14 protein-coding genes and 1 tRNA gene are annotated in these 16,186 nt (G+C 67.5%); 8 read left to right on the top strand and 7 right to left on the bottom strand.

From position 1 onward, the window contains the following. A partial coding sequence (locus Y706_RS27345; RefSeq protein WP_156945027.1) for a CBM96 family carbohydrate-binding protein occupies positions 1-1,520 on the top strand: 1,520 nt, incomplete at its 5' end. Between the two features lie 157 nt (positions 1,521-1,677). Continuing rightward, a complete protein-coding gene (locus Y706_RS0101365) occupies positions 1,678-2,838 on the top strand; it encodes a globin domain-containing protein (RefSeq protein WP_028275181.1) in 1,161 nt (386 codons plus the stop codon). A 150-nt stretch (positions 2,839-2,988) separates the two neighbouring features. Here the strand turns inward: Y706_RS0101365 and Y706_RS0101360 are convergent, their stop codons facing one another. Together Y706_RS0101360 and Y706_RS0101355 are read right to left on the bottom strand one after the other, a co-directional pair. Beyond that, the gene (locus Y706_RS0101360; protein ID WP_028275180.1) at positions 2,989-4,386 is read right to left on the bottom strand and encodes an FAD-binding oxidoreductase; all 1,398 of its coding nucleotides are present in this window, start codon (positions 4,384-4,386) and stop codon (positions 2,989-2,991) included. Positions 4,387-4,644: 258 nt separating this feature from the next. Then, positions 4,645-6,480, bottom strand: coding sequence for a phosphoenolpyruvate carboxykinase (GTP) (locus Y706_RS0101355; protein ID WP_028275179.1), 1,836 nt, complete (start codon positions 6,478-6,480; stop codon positions 4,645-4,647). A 277-nt stretch (positions 6,481-6,757) separates the two neighbouring features. Between Y706_RS0101355 and Y706_RS0101350 the strand changes: the two genes are divergently transcribed. Then, positions 6,758-6,831 (top strand) — tRNA-Arg (locus Y706_RS0101350). A gap of 153 nt (positions 6,832-6,984) precedes the next feature. On the opposite strand, the gene Y706_RS0101345 is transcribed toward Y706_RS0101350, so the two are convergent. Further along, entirely contained in the window at positions 6,985-7,713 is a 729-nt protein-coding gene (locus Y706_RS0101345; protein ID WP_028275178.1) for a FadR/GntR family transcriptional regulator, read from the bottom strand. 165 nt (positions 7,714-7,878) lie between these two features. Here Y706_RS0101345 and Y706_RS0101340 point away from each other — a divergent pair, with 165 nt between their 5' ends. From Y706_RS0101340 to Y706_RS0101320, 5 genes are all read left to right on the top strand, one after another. Continuing rightward, on the top strand, positions 7,879-9,414 hold the full coding sequence (locus tag Y706_RS0101340; RefSeq protein ID WP_028275177.1) for a dihydrolipoyl dehydrogenase family protein: 1,536 nt from the start codon (positions 7,879-7,881) through the stop codon (positions 9,412-9,414). 88 nt (positions 9,415-9,502) lie between these two features. Then, positions 9,503-10,261: an ABC transporter ATP-binding protein gene (locus Y706_RS22945; RefSeq protein WP_043434101.1), complete on the top strand. Its 759-nt coding sequence runs from the start codon at positions 9,503-9,505 to the stop codon at positions 10,259-10,261. Then, positions 10,258-12,294 carry a YhgE/Pip domain-containing protein gene (locus Y706_RS0101330; protein WP_028275176.1) on the top strand — a complete coding sequence of 679 codons (2,037 nt, stop codon included), beginning with the start codon at positions 10,258-10,260 and terminating at the stop codon, positions 12,292-12,294. Before Y706_RS22945 ends, Y706_RS0101330 begins: the two co-directional genes overlap by 4 nt. After that, positions 12,291-12,926, top strand: a complete 636-nt coding sequence (locus Y706_RS0101325) for a TetR/AcrR family transcriptional regulator (RefSeq protein ID WP_028275175.1) — start codon at positions 12,291-12,293, stop codon at positions 12,924-12,926. Before Y706_RS0101330 ends, Y706_RS0101325 begins: the two co-directional genes overlap by 4 nt. 8 nt (positions 12,927-12,934) lie before the next feature. Next, entirely contained in the window at positions 12,935-13,600 is a 666-nt protein-coding gene (locus Y706_RS0101320; protein WP_162159047.1) for a hypothetical protein, read from the top strand. A gap of 72 nt (positions 13,601-13,672) precedes the next feature. Here the strand turns inward: Y706_RS0101320 and Y706_RS27340 are convergent, their stop codons facing one another. The 4 genes from Y706_RS27340 to Y706_RS0101300 form a co-directional block, all read right to left on the bottom strand. Continuing rightward, a complete protein-coding gene (locus tag Y706_RS27340) occupies positions 13,673-14,272 on the bottom strand; it encodes a hypothetical protein (RefSeq protein ID WP_156945026.1) in 600 nt (199 codons plus the stop codon). 137 nt (positions 14,273-14,409) lie between these two features. Beyond that, positions 14,410-14,937 (bottom strand): SixA phosphatase family protein, encoded by a 528-nt coding sequence (locus tag Y706_RS0101310; RefSeq protein ID WP_018774262.1) that lies wholly within the window; start codon positions 14,935-14,937, stop codon positions 14,410-14,412. Between the two features lie 55 nt (positions 14,938-14,992). After that, a complete protein-coding gene (locus Y706_RS0101305) occupies positions 14,993-15,196 on the bottom strand; it encodes a dodecin family protein (protein ID WP_018774263.1) in 204 nt (67 codons plus the stop codon). Between the two features lie 227 nt (positions 15,197-15,423). After that, positions 15,424-16,186: winged helix-turn-helix domain-containing protein (locus Y706_RS0101300; RefSeq protein WP_028275173.1), on the bottom strand; the 763-nt coding region annotated here is incomplete at its 5' end.

The raw sequence follows: 16,186 nt of genomic DNA, 5'->3' as shown, positions 1-16,186 counted from the left end.
CGGATACCGCCCCTTCCGACACCACCGCGCCCACCGCGCCGGGGTCCTTGTCGGCATCCGTAGCGGGAACTGCCGTCGCGCTGTCCTGGACAGCATCAACCGACAACACCGGCGTCACCGGCTACACCGTCCACCGCTCCACCACGGCAGGCTTCACCCCCGCCACCACCAGCAGGATCGCCGACACCACCGGGCTCAGCTACACCGACACCAACCGCCCCGCCGGAACCTGGTACTACCGCATCACCGCCACCGACGCCGCCGGAAACACCGGCCCCGGCTCCAACGAAGCCACCGCCACCATCCAGCTCCCGCCCGACACCACCGCCCCCGGCGCGCCCGGGACCCTGGCCGCCACAGCCACCGGAACCGCCGTCGCCCTGTCCTGGACCGCGGCAACCGACAACACCGGCGTCACCGGCTACACCGTCCACCGCTCCACCACGGCAGGCTTCACCCCCGCCACCACCAGCAGGATCGCCGACACCACCGGGCTCAGCTACACCGACACCAACCGGCCCGCCGGAACCTGGTACTACCGCGTCACCGCCACCGACGCCGCCGGCAACACCGGCCCCGGCTCCAACGAAGCCACCGCCACCACCCAACCGTCCGCTCCGCCGACGGTGCTGGCGGTGGAGAGTGCGGCGGATACCTACACCTCCGCGTCGGCGCCCACGACGGACTTCGGCACCAGCGGCTCGTTGGCGGTCTACGGCTCACCGGACGCCACGACGGTGCTCCGGTTCCAGGTCCCGGCAGCCCCGGCCGGGCAAACACTGACCGGCGCGATCCTGCGCATCCGCACCACCAGCCTGGCCTCCGCCGGCTCCGCCAACACCCTCAACGTCCGCTCAGCGGCCGACTCCTGGTCCGAGACCGGCACCCTCTACGCCAACCGCCCCGCGGTTTCCGGGCCGGCCCTCGGGTCTCTGCCCGGCGGCACGGCCGCCAACACGGCCTACGACATTCCCCTGGACACCAGCCTCATGACCGGCTGGACCGGGTCCAGGACCCTGGCCCTGAGCGGCGGTGTCGGCAGCCCGCAATATTTGTGGCTGCAGGACCGTCTCACCAATTCCCCGACGGCGTGCACCCTCGTGGCGGCGCACCACCCACGCTGGTCAACGGGCGTGAACCACGGCTCCTACCCGGAACTGGGACCCATGTGGGACCTCATGGCCAGCCACGGTGTCGACGTCATGATTTCCGGGCACAACCACGTCAGCGAGATCTTCAAACCGATCGGCGCCTCCGGCTCAGGTGCGGTACCTGCGCTCTCCCCGACCGGGATCCGGTCCTTTACCGCGGGCGCCGGCGGGGCGGATCTCCAGGCGTTGTCGGCCAACACCGACCCCCTTCTGACCGCAATGGTGGCCCGTGGCCGAAGCGCCTTCGGGCCGCTCAAATTGACCCTGAACGCGACGTCCTACTCCTGGCAGTTCCTCCCCCTTCCCGGCATGACGTTGACGAACGTGGGCACCACCGGTTCCTTCTCCGGCAGCGACACTTGCCACTGACACCCGCCTGCTCCCGCCGCCGCCACGCCCCGGAATCCCGTCGATTTGGAATAGATTTCTACGCAGTGTAGAACTGAGGCATAGATATTTGTATTTGAAATGCAAGTATCGCCGCGGACCCGGCTGAAGACGCCGGGCCACTACCTCAGGAGTCAACATGCTCTCGGACAAGTCCTTCCCCGTCATCGAGGCCACCCTGCCGCTGGTCGGTTCCCGGATCGGGGCCATCACCCCCAAGTTCTACGCCCGCCTCTTCGCCGCCCACCCCGAACTGTTGGACGGCCTGTTCAGCCGCTCCAACCAGCGCTCGGGCAATCAGCAGCAGGCCCTGGCCGGAAGCATCGCCGCCTTCGCCAGCCACTTGGTGAACAACCCGGACACCCTGCCGGAGACCGTGCTGTCCCGGATCGCGCACCGCCATGCTTCGCTCGGCATCACCGAACCGCAGTACCAGGTGGTCTACGAGCACCTCTTCGCCGCCATCGCCGAGGACCTGGCCGAGGTCATCACCCCGGAAATCGCCGAGGCCTGGACCGAGGTCTACTGGCTCATGGCGGACGCCCTCATCAAGCTCGAGAAGGGCCTCTACGCCGCACAGGCCAACGCCAAGATGTGGACCCCCTGGAAGATTGCCGCCAAGACCCCGGCCGGGACCGGCTCCATGACCTTCACCCTGGAACCGGCCGACGACACCCCCATCACCGCGGCGCTGCCGGGCCAGTACGTCAGCGTCAAGGTCACGCTTCCGGACGGGCTCCGCCAGGTCCGCCAGTACTCCCTCTCCGGCGACGCCGGCACCAGCCGCAGCTTCACCACCAAGCTCGACGACGGCGGCGAGGTTTCCCCCGTGCTGCACAACAACGTGGCCGTGGGCGACGTCATCGAAATCTCCAACCCCTACGGCGAAATCACGCTCGCGGAGGGCGACGGCCCCGTGGTCCTGGCCTCGGCCGGCATCGGCTGCACGCCCACGGCGTCCATTCTGCGCTCCCTGGCCGAGTCCGGCTCGGACCGCCAGGTCCTGGTCCTGCACGCCGAAAGCACCCTGGACAGCTGGGCGCTGCGCTCCCAGATGACGGACGACGTCGAACGCCTGGACGGCGCCGACCTGCAGCTCTGGCTCGAGCAGCCCGAAGCCGGTTCCAACGCGGGCTTCATGTCCCTGCGCGAGGTGGACCTCCCGGCCAACGCCTCCCTCTACCTGTGTGGCCCGCTGCCGTTCATGAAGAACATCCGCAACGAGGCCATCAACGCCGGCATCCCGGCCACTAAGATCCACTACGAGGTCTTCGGCCCGGACATCTGGCTCGCCAGCTAAAGCACTCATCGACTGCTCCGCAACGGCCCTTTTGAGGGGTCAAAAGGGCGTTTTCGGAGCGATCGATGAGAGTTCGACGGCGGCCCGGCATCTTTCGCAATAAAGGTGCCGGGCCGCCGTCGTGGTTAACCTGGCCAGGCCTGTCCAGGCTCAGCCTGCGGCGGGCACCCCGGTGATCGCGTGGCCGAAGCGCAGGAGGTTGCCGGGGTCGTACGTGGACTTCGCGGACCGCATCCGCTCATAGACCTCAGGAGACCACGCCCGGGCCCGGTCGGCCTCGTCGCCCGGCTCGCCATGGAAATTGACCAGCGTGTACCCGGTGGAGTGGGGAGCCATCGCGGCCAGGATCCCGCTGATGGAGGCCGATACGGCCTCGGCAAGGGGCGGTATCTTGAACCCGACGAGGAACAGCAGGAAGGCGGCGTCCCGCCCCGACACGGCGTCCGGCAACGCATCCGGCACTGCAGCAGTCCGCGCCAGCGCGCCACCGAGCGGCCGGACCTCCACCAGCAGCAGCGGGCAGTCCGAACCGTCCCCGGTGAGCTCGAGCAGGTCAGCGACGGCATCGTCGCCGAAATCCTTCAGGAGCGCGCCGCCGTCCATGAAGGGCAGCGGGTCCGCCGGGTCCATGTGGATCTGGTCAACGTCGAGGTAGCTCATGGGCCCGGCCGTGTCCATCAACGGGGTCGAGACCGCCCGCATCGGGGCCAGCAGCGCGTCGCCGGCCTCGCGCTTGCCCAGGAAGGCAAAGCGCAGGTGCACGACGAACTGGTTCCGCAGCGGCTCGGGAACGAAGTCCATGTCCGGAAGCCGCAGCAGCGAGATCGAGGGTGAGGCATCTTCGGGCAGCGTGGGCAGCCAGTGGCGGAAGGCAGCCAGGACGGTGGCCGCATCCGCCCCGGGATAGATGATGCCGCCGCCGTAGAAGTCACTGAACGGAAAGAGACTGAACTCGAGGGCGGTCACGATCCCCAGGTTGCCCTTGCCGCCGCGCATCAGTGCAAACAGCTCGGCCTCGGCGTCGGCGTCGATCCGCCGCAGCGCGCCGTCGGCCGTGACAATCTCCATGCTGCGGACATGGTCCGCCGCGAAGCCGTGGGCGCGGCCGAGCACGGGCAGCCCGCCGCCGAGCGTGTAGCCGACGACGCCGACGTCGGTGCTGGAACCGTGCAATCCGACGAGCCCGTGCGGCACGCTGGCCTCCAGGAGGGTGCGCCACTTCACCCCGGCGCCGACGCGTGCGGTGCGTTCATCCGGATCGATCTGCAGGTCCTGCAGCCGGCGTGTGTTGATGAGCAGGCCGCCATCGATCGCCGATTCGGCGCCGTGCCCGGTGGACTGGACGGACACGGGAAGCCTGCGCTCGGCCGCCCATTTAACCGCGGCCACGACGTCCCGGGCATCTGCGGCCCCCAGAACGACGTCGGGCCGGTGCACTGTTGCGACGTTGAAGGCGAACGTCTCCTCCGCGAATTCGGGGCTGTCCGGCAACGCGACCGGGCCGCTGACAGCGCTGGACAAAGCATCGATGTCGTCGTTGACAAGCATGAGGAACTCCTGAATCTCGCTTACCGCGAGCAGGTCGGGGGCGCGGCCGCACCCGCCCGGAATGCCCCCAGCGCACGCTCCAATCGGCGGCCGGCCCGGCTGATGGAATGCGGACAAGCCTAGGGATCCGGCCGGACGCGGCCTAGGGACCTAAGTCCCGGCGTCACGCACCCAACGAAAACGGCGGCCCTGCATCTTCCGGGAAGATGCGGGGCCGCCGTCGCTATTGCACTGTTATAGGTGCTGTTGTGCCGGCTGCTACTGCTCGGCAGCCATGCGCTCCTTCAGTCCTGCGAGTTCGGCGCGCAGCGCCTCGGGCAGCGAGCTGCCGAAGTTGGCGAACCACTCCTCGATCGAGGCCAGCTCGGTGGTCCACTCCGCGGGGTCGACACGGACGGCCTCTTCAACCTGGGCCGGGGTCATGTCCAGGCCCTTGAGGTCGATCGCGTCAGCGGTGGGGACAAACCCGATGGGGGTCTCCACGGCGTCGGCCTTGCCCTCGAGGCGTTCGATGGCCCATTTCAGGACCCGGGCGTTGTCACCGAATCCGGGCCAGGCGAATCCGCCCTCGGAATTGCGGCGGAACCAGTTGACCAGGAAGATCTTGGGCAGCCGCTCCGGGTTAGCCTTCGCGGACAGGTTGACCCAGTGGTTCAGGTAATCGCCTGCGTCGTAGCCGATGAAGGGCAGCATGGCCATCGGATCCCGGCGGACAACGCCGACGGCACCGGCTGCCGCGGCGGTGGTCTCCGAGGACAGGGTGGAGCCCATGAAGATGCCGTTGGACCAGCTGCGCGCCTCGGTGACCAGCGGGATGGTGGTCTTGCGGCGGCCGCCGAACAGGATCGCGGAAAGCTCCACGCCGTTCGGGTTGTAGTACTCCTCGGCCAGCATGTCGATCTGGTCGATCGGCGTGCAGAAGCGGGAGTTCGGGTGGGCGGCGGGCTTGTCCGAATCCGGGGTCCAGGAGTTGCCCTGCCAGTCGGTCAGGTGCGCGGGCACCTCGTCGGTCATGCCCTCCCACCACACACCGCCGTCGTCCGTCAGGGCGACGTTGGTGAAGATGCTGTGGCCCTTGGCGATGGCGCGCATCGCGTTGGGGTTGGTGCCCCAGCCGGTGCCCGGAGCCACGCCGAACAGGCCGGCCTCGGGGTTGACGGCGCGGAGCTCGCCTTCCTTGCCGAACCGCATCCAGGTGATGTCGTCCCCGAGGGTTTCGACCTTCCAGCCCTCGATGGTCGGATCCAGCAGGGCGAGGTTGGTCTTGCCGCAGGCCGACGGGAAGGCGGCGGAGATGTAGTAGTTCTTCTGCTCCGGCGAGGTCAGCTTGAGGATGAGCATGTGCTCGGCAAGCCAGCCTTCGTCGCGTGCCATCACCGAGGCGATGCGCAAGGCGTAGCACTTCTTGCCGAGCAGGGCGTTGCCGCCGTAGCCGGACCCGAAGGACCAGATGGAGCGCTCCTCCGGGAAGTGGACAATCCACTTGTCCGGGTTGCAGGGCCACGGGACATCGGCCTGGCCGGGGGCCAGCGGGGCGCCCAGGGAGTGCAGGGCGGGGACAAAGAACGCGTTGGTCGCGGTGATCTTGTCCAAGACCTCGGTGCCGATGGTGGCCATGATCCGCATGGAGGCGACAACGTAGGCGCTGTCGGTGATCTCGACGCCGAACTTGGGGTCCTCGGCGTCGAGGTGGCCCATCACGAAGGGAATCACGTACATGGTCCGGCCACGCATGGAGCCGGCGAACAGGCCGCGCAACTTTTCCTTCATCTGCGCCGGGGCCATCCAGTTATTGGTGAAGCCTGCGTCGTGCTCGTTCTCGGAGCAGATGAAGGTCTGCTCTTCGACCCGGGCCACGTCCGCGGGGTCGGAGAAGGCCGCGAACGACTTGGGGAAGAGGTCCTCGTTGAGGCGGGTCAGGGTGCCGGCGGCAACGAGCTCGTCGGTCAGCCGGGTGTTTTCCGCTTCTGACCCGTCAACCCAGTAGATCCGGTCCGGCTGGGTCAGTTGAGCTACCTCTTCTACCCATGCCAGTAGACCGGCATGTGTGGTGGGTGCTTTTTCAAGCAACGGCAGTCGCGCCAGATCTCCCATTACGGTTCCCTTCCTCGGGTTCAGTGGTGTGTCCTAAATGCTAGGGCTCGGCAGGGGGCCCATTTCGGGCCCGGACGTGGGATGACCGGGGCGGGGCAATTCAAAAACCGCGGAAATTCAAGGAACTGGCCGGCCACCATCCCTCCTTTTTGTGACTAAGGTCACGTAGACCGGTCTAGTCGGCTAGATTACACCCGTTTCGATTTGTAACTGGGCCCGGGCTCGCGTAAAGTAATTCGAGGTTCGGGGAGAGAGAAGTTCTCCAAGAGCCGAGAATGCGCCCATAGCTCAGCTGGATAGAGCGTCTGTCTACGGAACAGAAGGTCAGGGGTTCGAATCCCTTTGGGCGCACAGATGAAGATCCGCCCCGGTTCGCCGGGGCGGATCTTTTGCTTTAACCGCCTACCGCCCTAGGCGCCAGGGCGCCAGGGCGCCGGGCCGGCTGCCTTAGGCGCCGGGCTGGGCGCCGGCGGCAGCTGGGCCGGAGCGGCCCGGCAGCAGCGCTCAGGCCGTGGTCCGGACGATGATGGTGCGGATGTCGTCGAAATGCGTGCTGAGCCGCTCGGAGGCGAGGGCCTTGTCCGCCGTTGCGACCGCCTCATAGATCCCCCGGTGCACTGCGGCCGTTGCCTGCAGGTCGACGGCGTACGGTCCGCCGAGTTCGAGGTGGATCCGGCGGTAGACCTTCCAGAAGACGTCCATCAGGCTGATCAGCAGGTCGTTGTTCAGCGGCTCGAAAAGCCTGCGGTGGAACTCCGCGTCGGCCTCGATGAAGGGCTCCCCCGCGTCGGCCAGCGCTTCCATGCGGTTCACGGACTCCTCCACGGCGGCCAGCTGTTCTGCGCTGATCCGGTCCATGGCGGCGCCGACCAGGCCGGATTCGAGTGCTTGCCGGACCTCCACGAGCTGCAGGGCTTCCTCGCCCTGATGGCGCAGCGACAGCCGGGCGCGGAAAGTGAGCCCATCGGTCAGGGCCTCGAAATTGCTCGGCGCCACGAACATGCCGAATCCGTGGCGGATCTCAATGACGCCCAGCGCCTGGAGCGCCTTCAACGACTCCCGCAGGGTGTTGCGGCCGACGCCGAGTGCGGCCGTCAGCTCGTTTTCGGTCGGCAGCGGGTCGCCGGGAACCAGGTCGCGTTCCAGGATCAGCTCCAGGATGTCCGACTGGAGCGCCCGAAGCCGGGCCTGGGCGCTGAATCTTGCCAGCGGTATGGCCGGGCCTGTTGTCATGTTGCGTGCGGCCATGGCCGCCTCCTCCCCCAAGTATGGTCCCAACAGTATCGACCGTCCCCCGTCCTGCAAAGGGTTCGGCCCGGCACATTACGCCGGAAGCCCGCATCGCCGGAGCCCGGAGCTCCCCCGGATCCGGCCATGGCCCCGGCGTAGGCTGGTGCCATGACGGCACAGATTGAGCGGGAATTCGATGTCATTGTGATCGGCGCCGGCGCCGTGGGCGAGAATGTGGCGGACCGTGTGGTCCGCGGCGGCCTGACAGCAGTGCTCATCGAGGCGGAGCTGGTCGGCGGCGAGTGCTCGTACTGGGCCTGCATGCCTTCGAAGGCGCTCCTGCGGCCGGGCACTGCGCTGCATGGCGCGCAGACGGTCCCCGGCGCCCAGGAAGCGGTCACCCGCACCCTGGATCCGGCAGCCGTGCTGAAGCGCCGGGATTACTTCACCTCAAACTGGCAGGACGACAGCCAGGTCAAGTGGGTGGAGGACACAGGAATCGAACTGATCCGCGGCCACGGCTGGATCACCGCCCCGCGGCACGTCGAGGTGGCCGGGCTGGACGGCAACAGCTACGCACTCACGGCCCGGCACGCCGTAGTGGTCGCCACGGGCTCCGCCCCGAACCAGCCGCCGGTCGAGGGGCTTCACGACGTCGAGTACTGGACCACCAGGGAGGCGACCTCAGCCCGCGCGGTTCCCCCGCGGCTTGCGGTCCTCGGCGGCGGCGTTGCCGGCGTCGAACTCGCCCAGGCCTATGCCCGGCTTGGTTCGTCCGTGACGCTCGTGGCCCGCGGCGGGCTCCTGAGCGTTTTCCCGGAGCAGGCCGCAGACCTGGTCGCTGCCGGCCTGCGCGCCGATGGCGTCGACCTCCGCCTGCACACCGGTACGCGGAGCGTGCATGAGAACGACGACGGCTCCCTTACCGTCGTGCTCGACGGCGGCTCCAAGAGCAGCCCCACGGGCGGCCCCAAGGACGGCCCGGGCGCCGGGCGCGCTGACGGCACGGCCCATGGCGCCACGATCACGGCGGACAAGCTGCTCGTCTCCACCGGCCGGCACCCCGCCCTTGAGGGACTAGGCCTGGACAGCGTCGGTCTCGCGGCGCCCGAGGGCGGGACCCTGCGGCTCACCACCGATTCCACCGGACTAGTCCACCACGCCACCGAGAACGATGTGTCCGGCAACCCGTGGCTTTACGCGGCCGGCGACGCCGCCGGACGGGCCATGCTGACGCACCAGGGCAAGTACGGTGCCCGGGCCACCGGAGACGCCATTGCCGCCCGGGCCAAGGGCGAACTCCGCGGCGAGCCGGCACCGTGGAGCCGTTTTGCCCAGACGGCCTCCGAGCACGCGGTGCCGAACGTGGTGTTCACCGATCCGGAACTGGCGAACGTCGGCCGGACCATGGCGCAGGCGGAGAAGGACGGCTTCCGGGCCTCCGCCGTGGAACTCCCCATCCAGGTGGCCGGCTCCTCGCTGCACGCCGAACACTACGAAGGGTGGGCGCAGCTGGTCATCGACGAGGACCGCAAGGTGCTGCTGGGCGCCACGTTCGCCGGCCCGGACGTCGCTGAGCTCCTGCACGCAGCCACCATTGCGGTGGTGGGGGAAGTTCCGCTGGACCGGCTGTGGCACGCCGTGCCCTCCTATCCGACCATCAGCGAAGTCTGGCTCCGCCTGCTCGAAAGCTATGGCCTGTGATCCGTTGATCACAAGCGGCCAACTCTATTTGAACTGACCAGTCAGTTCGGTTAGCCTTGATGCAGACTAGACCCTGCGAAAGGCTTACATGCTCTCCGTGCAACAGCTCCGTGTGAACGGGCGCCGGAATGACCTGCTCCCTCCCACGTCCCTTGAGGTACGTGCCGGGGAGCTGCTCTTGGTTGAAGGCGACGGCCAGGACCAGCGAACAGCCCTCGCCCTCACACTCAGCGGCCGGATGAAGCCCTCCGGGGGGGTGCTCAGCTGGGACGGAAATTCCAGGATTAAGCGCCTCCGGTTGGCCAGTGCACTGGTGGACTCCCCCGGTGTCAACGAGCCCGAACAGCATCTCAGCGTGGGCGACCTCGTCACCGAGGACCTCGCGCTCATCCCCCGGCGCTATCGGGGTGCTCTGCTGAGCAAACCCTGGCTCAAGGTCAACCGCTTCGAGGACATTGCCGGCCTCTGGACCGAACAGATTCCGGCCCGGCGACGCGTCGAACTGCTCACCGCCCTTGCCCTGGCCAACCCCAGTACAGATCTGCTGGTGGTCGATTCTCCGGACAGGCACAGCGCAGATCCCGCGGACTGGCTTCCCAGGCTGGAAGATCTGGCGCACGACGGCGGCCGGCCGCTCGCCGTCGTCGTCACCGTCGCGGCACTGCCGGACGGCTGGACCGGGCCCTCCGCCGCAATCGGGAACGCCGTTGAGGCTGCCGCCGCAACGGATTCCATCGTTGACGCATCCGCGGACCACTCCCAGCCGGATGCGCAGGAGACGGAAGGCCATCCCGCGAAACACCGGAACCCTGAACCCATTCTTCTCGAAACCGAGGCCCTAAAGTGACTGTTCTGCGGCTGGCCCGCTCCGAGCTCAAGCGCATGACTGGCGGGCTCCTGCCCAAACTGACCATCCTGGCGCTGACCATGGTGCCTTTGCTGTACGGGGCGGTGTACCTCTACGCCAACTGGGATCCGTACGGGAACCTGGACCAGATCGACGCCGCCTTGGTAGTGGAGGACACCGGCGCGCCCGCCAGCAACGGGACCCGGCTCGAAGCCGGGAAAAAGGTCGCCGACAGCCTCGTGGACGGCCACGTCTTCAACTGGCAGAAAGTCACCACCGCCGCGGAAGCGGACCAGGGCGTGAGCAGCGGCAAGTACGCGTTCGCGCTCAAGATTCCCAAGGACTTCTCGGCCAACCTGGTCTCCCCGGGCAGCTTTGACGCCGCGAACCAAGCCATGCTGAATGTCACCACCAACGATGCCAACAACTACGTCCTCAGCAACATCGTGGACAAGCTGACCGCTGCCGTGCATTCGACGGTTGCCAAGGAGGTGGGCGAGGAGACTGCGAACCAGCTCCTGACGGGCTTCGGCACAATCCATACCCAGATAGTCCAGGCCGCCGACGGGGCCGGAAAACTCTCCGCCGGCGTTGCCAGGCTCCGGGACGGGGCAGTCAGTTTGCATTCCGGGACGAGCCAGCTGAACGGCGGAGTCGCAGAACTCGCCGCCGGTCAGATGAAGCTGCGCGATGGCGCCAACCAGCTCAGTTCCGGCGCCGGCCAGCTCAGCGCCGGCCTGACGCAGCTGAAGGACAGGACGGCCACACTCCCTGCCGACTCGCAGAAACTCGCGGACGGCGCCGCGCAAGTCGCGGCGGGAAACGCGGCACTGAACACGAAAGTCCAGGACGTCGTCGTGCAACTCAGCGCTGCTGACAAGGGCCTCCGGGACCGTGTGGTGCAATCCAACAGCCGTCTGATTGCCGCCGGGATCATCACCCCCGACCAGGCCGGCAAAATCCTGGCCGATTTCGATACCGCCGCAGCCTCAAGCCCGGTGGCCGATGCGAAGTCCAGAATCCAAACGGATGCAGCCCAGATCCAGCAGCTTGCCGACGGGTCCGCCGCCGTAAGTTCCGGGGCGGCCAAACTTGCGGGAGCAACGCCGGCCCTGACTGATGCCATCTCAAAGGCTTCAGCCGGCGCCAACCAGCTCTCAGCTGGCTCGGCGGCGCTGGCCGCGGGCGAGCAGAGCGCTGTCGACGGAACTGCCAGGCTCGCAGATGGCGCCCGGCAGCTCGACGATGGGGCGGCCCAGCTGGAGGACGGCGCCCGCACGGCCTCGGATGGCGCCGCCACCCTGGCCTCAGAGCTGGACAAGGGAGCCGGGAAGATCCCCAATCCCGATGATGCCCAGAAGAACAGCCTGTCAAAGGTGATCGCGGACCCTGTTGCCGTCAGCGACGTCTCTCAGGCCAAGGCTGCGTCGTACGGTGCCGGCCTGGCGCCATTCTTCCTGACCCTGGCCCTGTGGATCGGAGTATTCATGCTGGTCCAGGCCATGCGGCCCATCACGCAACGCGCACTGGCGTCCAACGCCCCGTCATGGAAGATCGCCGTCGGCGGCTGGCTGCCGTTCTTTGCTGTTTCAGTCATCCAGGCCACGCTGCTCACCCTCGTGGTGGACCTGGGCCTGGGCCTCAAGCCCGCCCACCCGGTGCTCATGTGGTTGTTCATGTTGGCGGCCGCTATGGCCTTCAGTTCCATCATCCAGGGCGTCGTGGCCCTGCTGGGAACTCCCGGAAAATTCGTGGTGCTTATCCTGCTGGTCCTGCAGCTGGTTTCCTCCGGCGGAACTTTCCCGTGGCAAACCACCCCGCAGCCACTGCACTTTGTCCACGAGGCGCTGCCTATGGGTTATGTGGTGGCCGGCATGCGGCACCTGATCTACGGCGCGGACCTTTCCTTGATCGCGCCCACGGTGGTTGGCCTCCTTGGGTACACTGTGCTCGGGGCGGCGCTTTCCACGCTGGCCGTTCACAAGCACAAGTTCTGGACCCTGAAGTCCCTAAAGCCGGAGATCGCCGTATGAGCACAGTGGGGGCCGGAGAGAAAAAGCTCCGTCCCGCCCGCACGAACGCCACGAAGCAGAAACTCTTCGAGGCGTCCATGGAACTGATCGGGGAGCGCGGCGCGGCGGGCGTGACGGTGGACGAGATCGCCACGGCAGCCGGGGTGTCCAAGGGCACGGTGTATTACAACTTTGGCAGCAAATCGGACCTGATCGCCCAGCTGCTGCGCCATGGCGTGGACATCCTCCTGGCGCGGCTGCTGAGTGTCCGCGACGGCTCCGCCGACCCCCTCGCCGCCATGGAGGAGATGATCGGCCAGGCCATGGACTTCATGGCCGAGTACCCGTCCTTCGCCCGGCTTTGGGTCAGCGAGAGCTGGCGCACCCCCAGCGAATGGCAGGACACCTTCGCCGAGCTCCGCGGGCGCCTGCTCGCGGTGATCGGCTCTGCCATCGACGGCGTCGCCGCCGTCTATCCCGTGGATTCCGCCGTTTCCCGGGGCAGCCTGGAAACGGCAATCTTTGGGGCCTGCTTCGTGGTGGGCCTGGACCGCCAGACGTACAACCCGGAGCGCACCAGGGAGCAGAGTGTGGCCGCAATCATGGCCTCCATGCGCGGCTACGTCGTGAGGCAGCCGCCAGCTCAGGCATGATTGTTCACATGCGTCACATGGGTACCAACGGGAAAGTCGCCATCGGAGCGTTTCTCACTGCCCTGGCACTCCTGGTCCTGACCGGAATCACTCTGCAAGAGTGGGTGCTGGTGTGGTTCGTCGGGGCTGCCGCGACGGCCTACGTGGCCTGCGTGGCGGAGGTGGTGGTCCGGCGCCGGCACAAGACTTTGGCCGCGAGCGGGGTCGGCAGCATCCTCTTCATCGCGTTCGGGGTCGCTTTCCTGCGTCAGTGGGGGCTGGCCTTCAACCCCGATCCCGACGCCCTGTCCACGCGCGTCGATTCCGAGCATCCGGATTTGTACTTCTATCTGGCCGCGGCCGCCGGAGCCGTCACCTTACTGTTGCTGTTCGCCGGCACTGTCCTGCCCGGCAGGAGCCGCGGCCGGCGTTCCCCGGACCGTGCTCCGCGACGCCGCCCGGCGCCCGGCGCGCGGGGAGCGGGGGCCAGGTCTGCGAATCCGAGGCCGTCCGCACCGCGGCCGACGCCGAGAGGAACCGCCGCGCGCCCGGTGCCTCCGCGCGCGGCTGCTCCGCGGGCCACTGCCCGGCCAGCGGCCAAGTCACCGGCTAAGACACCGGTTAAGCCGGCAACGAAGACACCGGCCAAGTCGCCTGCCCCCAAATCACCAGCCCGGGCCTCGGCCCGCCGCTGAGTCCCGCGCATCACCACCTGACGAAAGGTTCAGCACAGGATCTTCCGCCTGGAGCCAGCCCAGGAGTCCAGCTCAGAGGTTTCGAGGCTTGTCTTCCCGTGGGGTGGCATCCGGGCCCGGGGCCGTGTCGGTCCGGGTTACGTCCTCGCGGCTGCGCTGGTCTGCTGACACTTGCTGGCCGGACGCTGGCTCGCCGGAAGGCACTTGCTGGTCGGACGTTTGCTGGCCGGACGTTTGCTGGCCGGGGACGTGGCTGCCCGTTGCGGGCTCGGCGGCGGCCCTCTCGGCGCGCAAATCCCCGCGGGTCGGCATCTGCCCGCTCTCGCCGCCGCGTTCAGATGTAACTACGTCAGGGTCCACTTCGTCGGCTTTGCGCAGTTGCTCCTGCGCGCCGGAGCGGACGCTTTCGGCCTCTTCCTGGCGCTTGCGGGCTTCCTGCCGCAACCGCTCGGCCTCGAGGTCGGCCTCCTGCGCGTCGGCCTCGGCACGGGCCGCCTTGGCGTCGCGTTCCCGCGCAGCAAATTCGTCGGCCTTGGCCTGTTCACGCATCTCGGCCGCACGGTTCCGGTCCGCGGCCACCTTGCGTTTGCGGCTGACCATGACCGCCACCGCTACGATCGCGAGCACCACGACGATGCCGACAATAATTCCTATGAGCTGCCCTGAATCCACGTTGATCACCTTTTCTCCGGGTTGCAACAGATGCCCCAAAACCACTGGAAAAAACCACATGACTAAACAGCATCAGTAAACCGCAGATCGGCGCCGGTTGCTATGGATTCCGCAGCCCTCACCGGGCGGACCTGCGGCTATTTGGCGCGGGGCACCTTGAAGTGGGTCAGCTTGGCGTCCTGCCCGTCAAGTTCAGCCCAGGACTTTTCCGTTTCCAGGATGGTCAGCCCGCTGGTCGGATAGCGCGTGGCGGCGTCCATGTAGGCATCGTGGTCGGAGTCGCGCGAGGCCAGATGCATCGCAAGGTCCTGCACTCCGGGCATGTGGGAAATCACCATGAGGGTGGTGACGGTGTCCGGGACGTGGTTGATGACGGCCAGCATGCGCAAGGCGGAGGCGGCGTACAGCCCGTCCTCGAGCTTGGGCGTCGGCGCCTTGTCTCCGAGGGCGTGGCACACCCACGTGCAGGTCTGGCGGGTCCGCAAAGCGCTGGAGCAGAGGATGAAATCAGGGACCACGCCGTGCTTGAGCAGCCACTTGCCGGCGACTGGGGCGTCCTTGTGGCCGCGTTCTTCGAGCGGCCTTTCGTGGTCGGCAACCCCGCCGGGCCAATCGGACTTGGCGTGCCGCATGATCACCAGCCGTTTGATGTGATGCGCGCTCATGCCCCAATCCTAGTGCGGCGGCTGGCCCACGGGCGCGCATCCCACCAGCGTCCGCTCAGTCTTCAAGGACAAAGGTCACTTCCAGCACGACGTGCCAGGCAACGACGGCGCCGTCGCTGATTTCGACCTTCTGTTCCTTCACCCATGCCCCCGTGACATTGCGAAGGGTCTTATTGGCCCGGTCGATGCCCTCCTTGATGGCGGCATCGAACGAGGTCTTGGAGTTCGCGCTCAGGGTAGTAATCCGTGCAACAGACATGTCTTCCTCCCAATAGTCGGCTCAACGGTCCGAGACTACGCCGGACCCCCAAAAGGCAACAGAGTCTAACCGCGACCCACCAGCAGCGGCGGCAGAGGCCCGTCAGCCAGCCCACCCAATGCGCCCGTCGGGGAATGTGGCTGCCGGCGGAAAGCCACTGAAGCTTCCGGAAACGCGAAAGCGCCCGCTCCCTGGGCAGGGAACGGGCGCTTTGCGTGGGCTGGAAGCTAGATCGAGTATTCCGGAGCGGCCCAGACAACCACTTCGGGGTGCTCGTAGAACCGGTAGCCCTGGCCGCGCACGGTGCGCACGGTGTTGGCGAGGCGGCCGAGCTTGGAACGCAGGCGGCGGATGTGGACGTCGATGGTCCGCTCGTTCGGGACCTCTTCGGCGTTCCGCCACAGGCCTTCGAGGAGCTCGTCGCGGCCCACGGTGCGGGTGCCGTTCTCCACGAGGTAGTTCAGGAGTTCGAATTCCTTGAACGTGAGGTTCAGGGATTCGCCGTCGAGGTGCACTTCACGGCGGGCGAGGTCGATCAGCACCCCGGAAGGCCGCGGATCCTGCGGCTGCTGCAGGCGGGCGGTCTCGGTGCGCTGGCGGGCCCCCGCGGTGGGGTCACCGAAGGTTGAGCGGACGACGTCGAGGGCGGAACCCGGGGCACTGGCCGGCGCGACGGCGACGGCGGCATAGCTTTCGGCACCGGCCACGAGCGACTGTGCGTAGGCCCGGATTTCCTGGGCAAGCTTGGCGATGGATGTGCCGGCTGCAGCCGCGGTTTCCTCGTCGATGCCCATGTACAGCACGAAGCCGCGGGCGACGTTGTCGCTGGGGGCCGGACGGACCGGGCTGCCGGCACCCGGGGCGATCACCGGGGTGGGTGCCGTGGCGGGGGCGGGGGGGACGGCACGGAGCTGGCCGTAGGAGTCAGGGTTGTAGCCCTGCGCTGCATATCCGGGGGCGGGGAAGCTGCCCGCGGATCCGGCGGGGGCG

Source organism: Arthrobacter sp. I3 (assembly GCF_000520575.1).
Taxonomy (GTDB): Bacteria; Actinomycetota; Actinomycetes; order Actinomycetales; family Micrococcaceae; genus Arthrobacter; species Arthrobacter humicola_A.
The sequence above is the reverse complement of the archived record's forward strand: the minus strand, read 5'-3'. Positions and strand labels throughout refer to the sequence as shown.

Bases quoted from the DNA above. Each gene is read 5' to 3' on its own strand.
- Y706_RS0101365 (WP_028275181.1), top strand. From the start codon at position 1,678: ATGCTCTCGGACAAGTCCTTCCCCGTCATCGAGGCCACCCTGCCGCTG.
- Y706_RS0101360 (WP_028275180.1), bottom strand. From the start codon at position 4,386: ATGCTTGTCAACGACGACATCGATGCTTTGTCCAGCGCTGTCAGCGGC.
- Y706_RS0101355 (WP_028275179.1), bottom strand. From the start codon at position 6,480: ATGGGAGATCTGGCGCGACTGCCGTTGCTTGAAAAAGCACCCACCACA.
- Y706_RS0101345 (WP_028275178.1), bottom strand. From the start codon at position 7,713: ATGACAACAGGCCCGGCCATACCGCTGGCAAGATTCAGCGCCCAGGCC.
- Y706_RS0101340 (WP_028275177.1), top strand. From the start codon at position 7,879: ATGACGGCACAGATTGAGCGGGAATTCGATGTCATTGTGATCGGCGCC.
- Y706_RS22945 (WP_043434101.1), top strand. From the start codon at position 9,503: ATGCTCTCCGTGCAACAGCTCCGTGTGAACGGGCGCCGGAATGACCTG.
- Y706_RS0101325 (WP_028275175.1), top strand. From the start codon at position 12,291: ATGAGCACAGTGGGGGCCGGAGAGAAAAAGCTCCGTCCCGCCCGCACG.
- Y706_RS0101320 (WP_162159047.1), top strand. From the start codon at position 12,935: ATGCGTCACATGGGTACCAACGGGAAAGTCGCCATCGGAGCGTTTCTC.
- Y706_RS0101310 (WP_018774262.1), bottom strand. From the start codon at position 14,937: ATGAGCGCGCATCACATCAAACGGCTGGTGATCATGCGGCACGCCAAG.
- Y706_RS0101305 (WP_018774263.1), bottom strand. From the start codon at position 15,196: ATGTCTGTTGCACGGATTACTACCCTGAGCGCGAACTCCAAGACCTCG.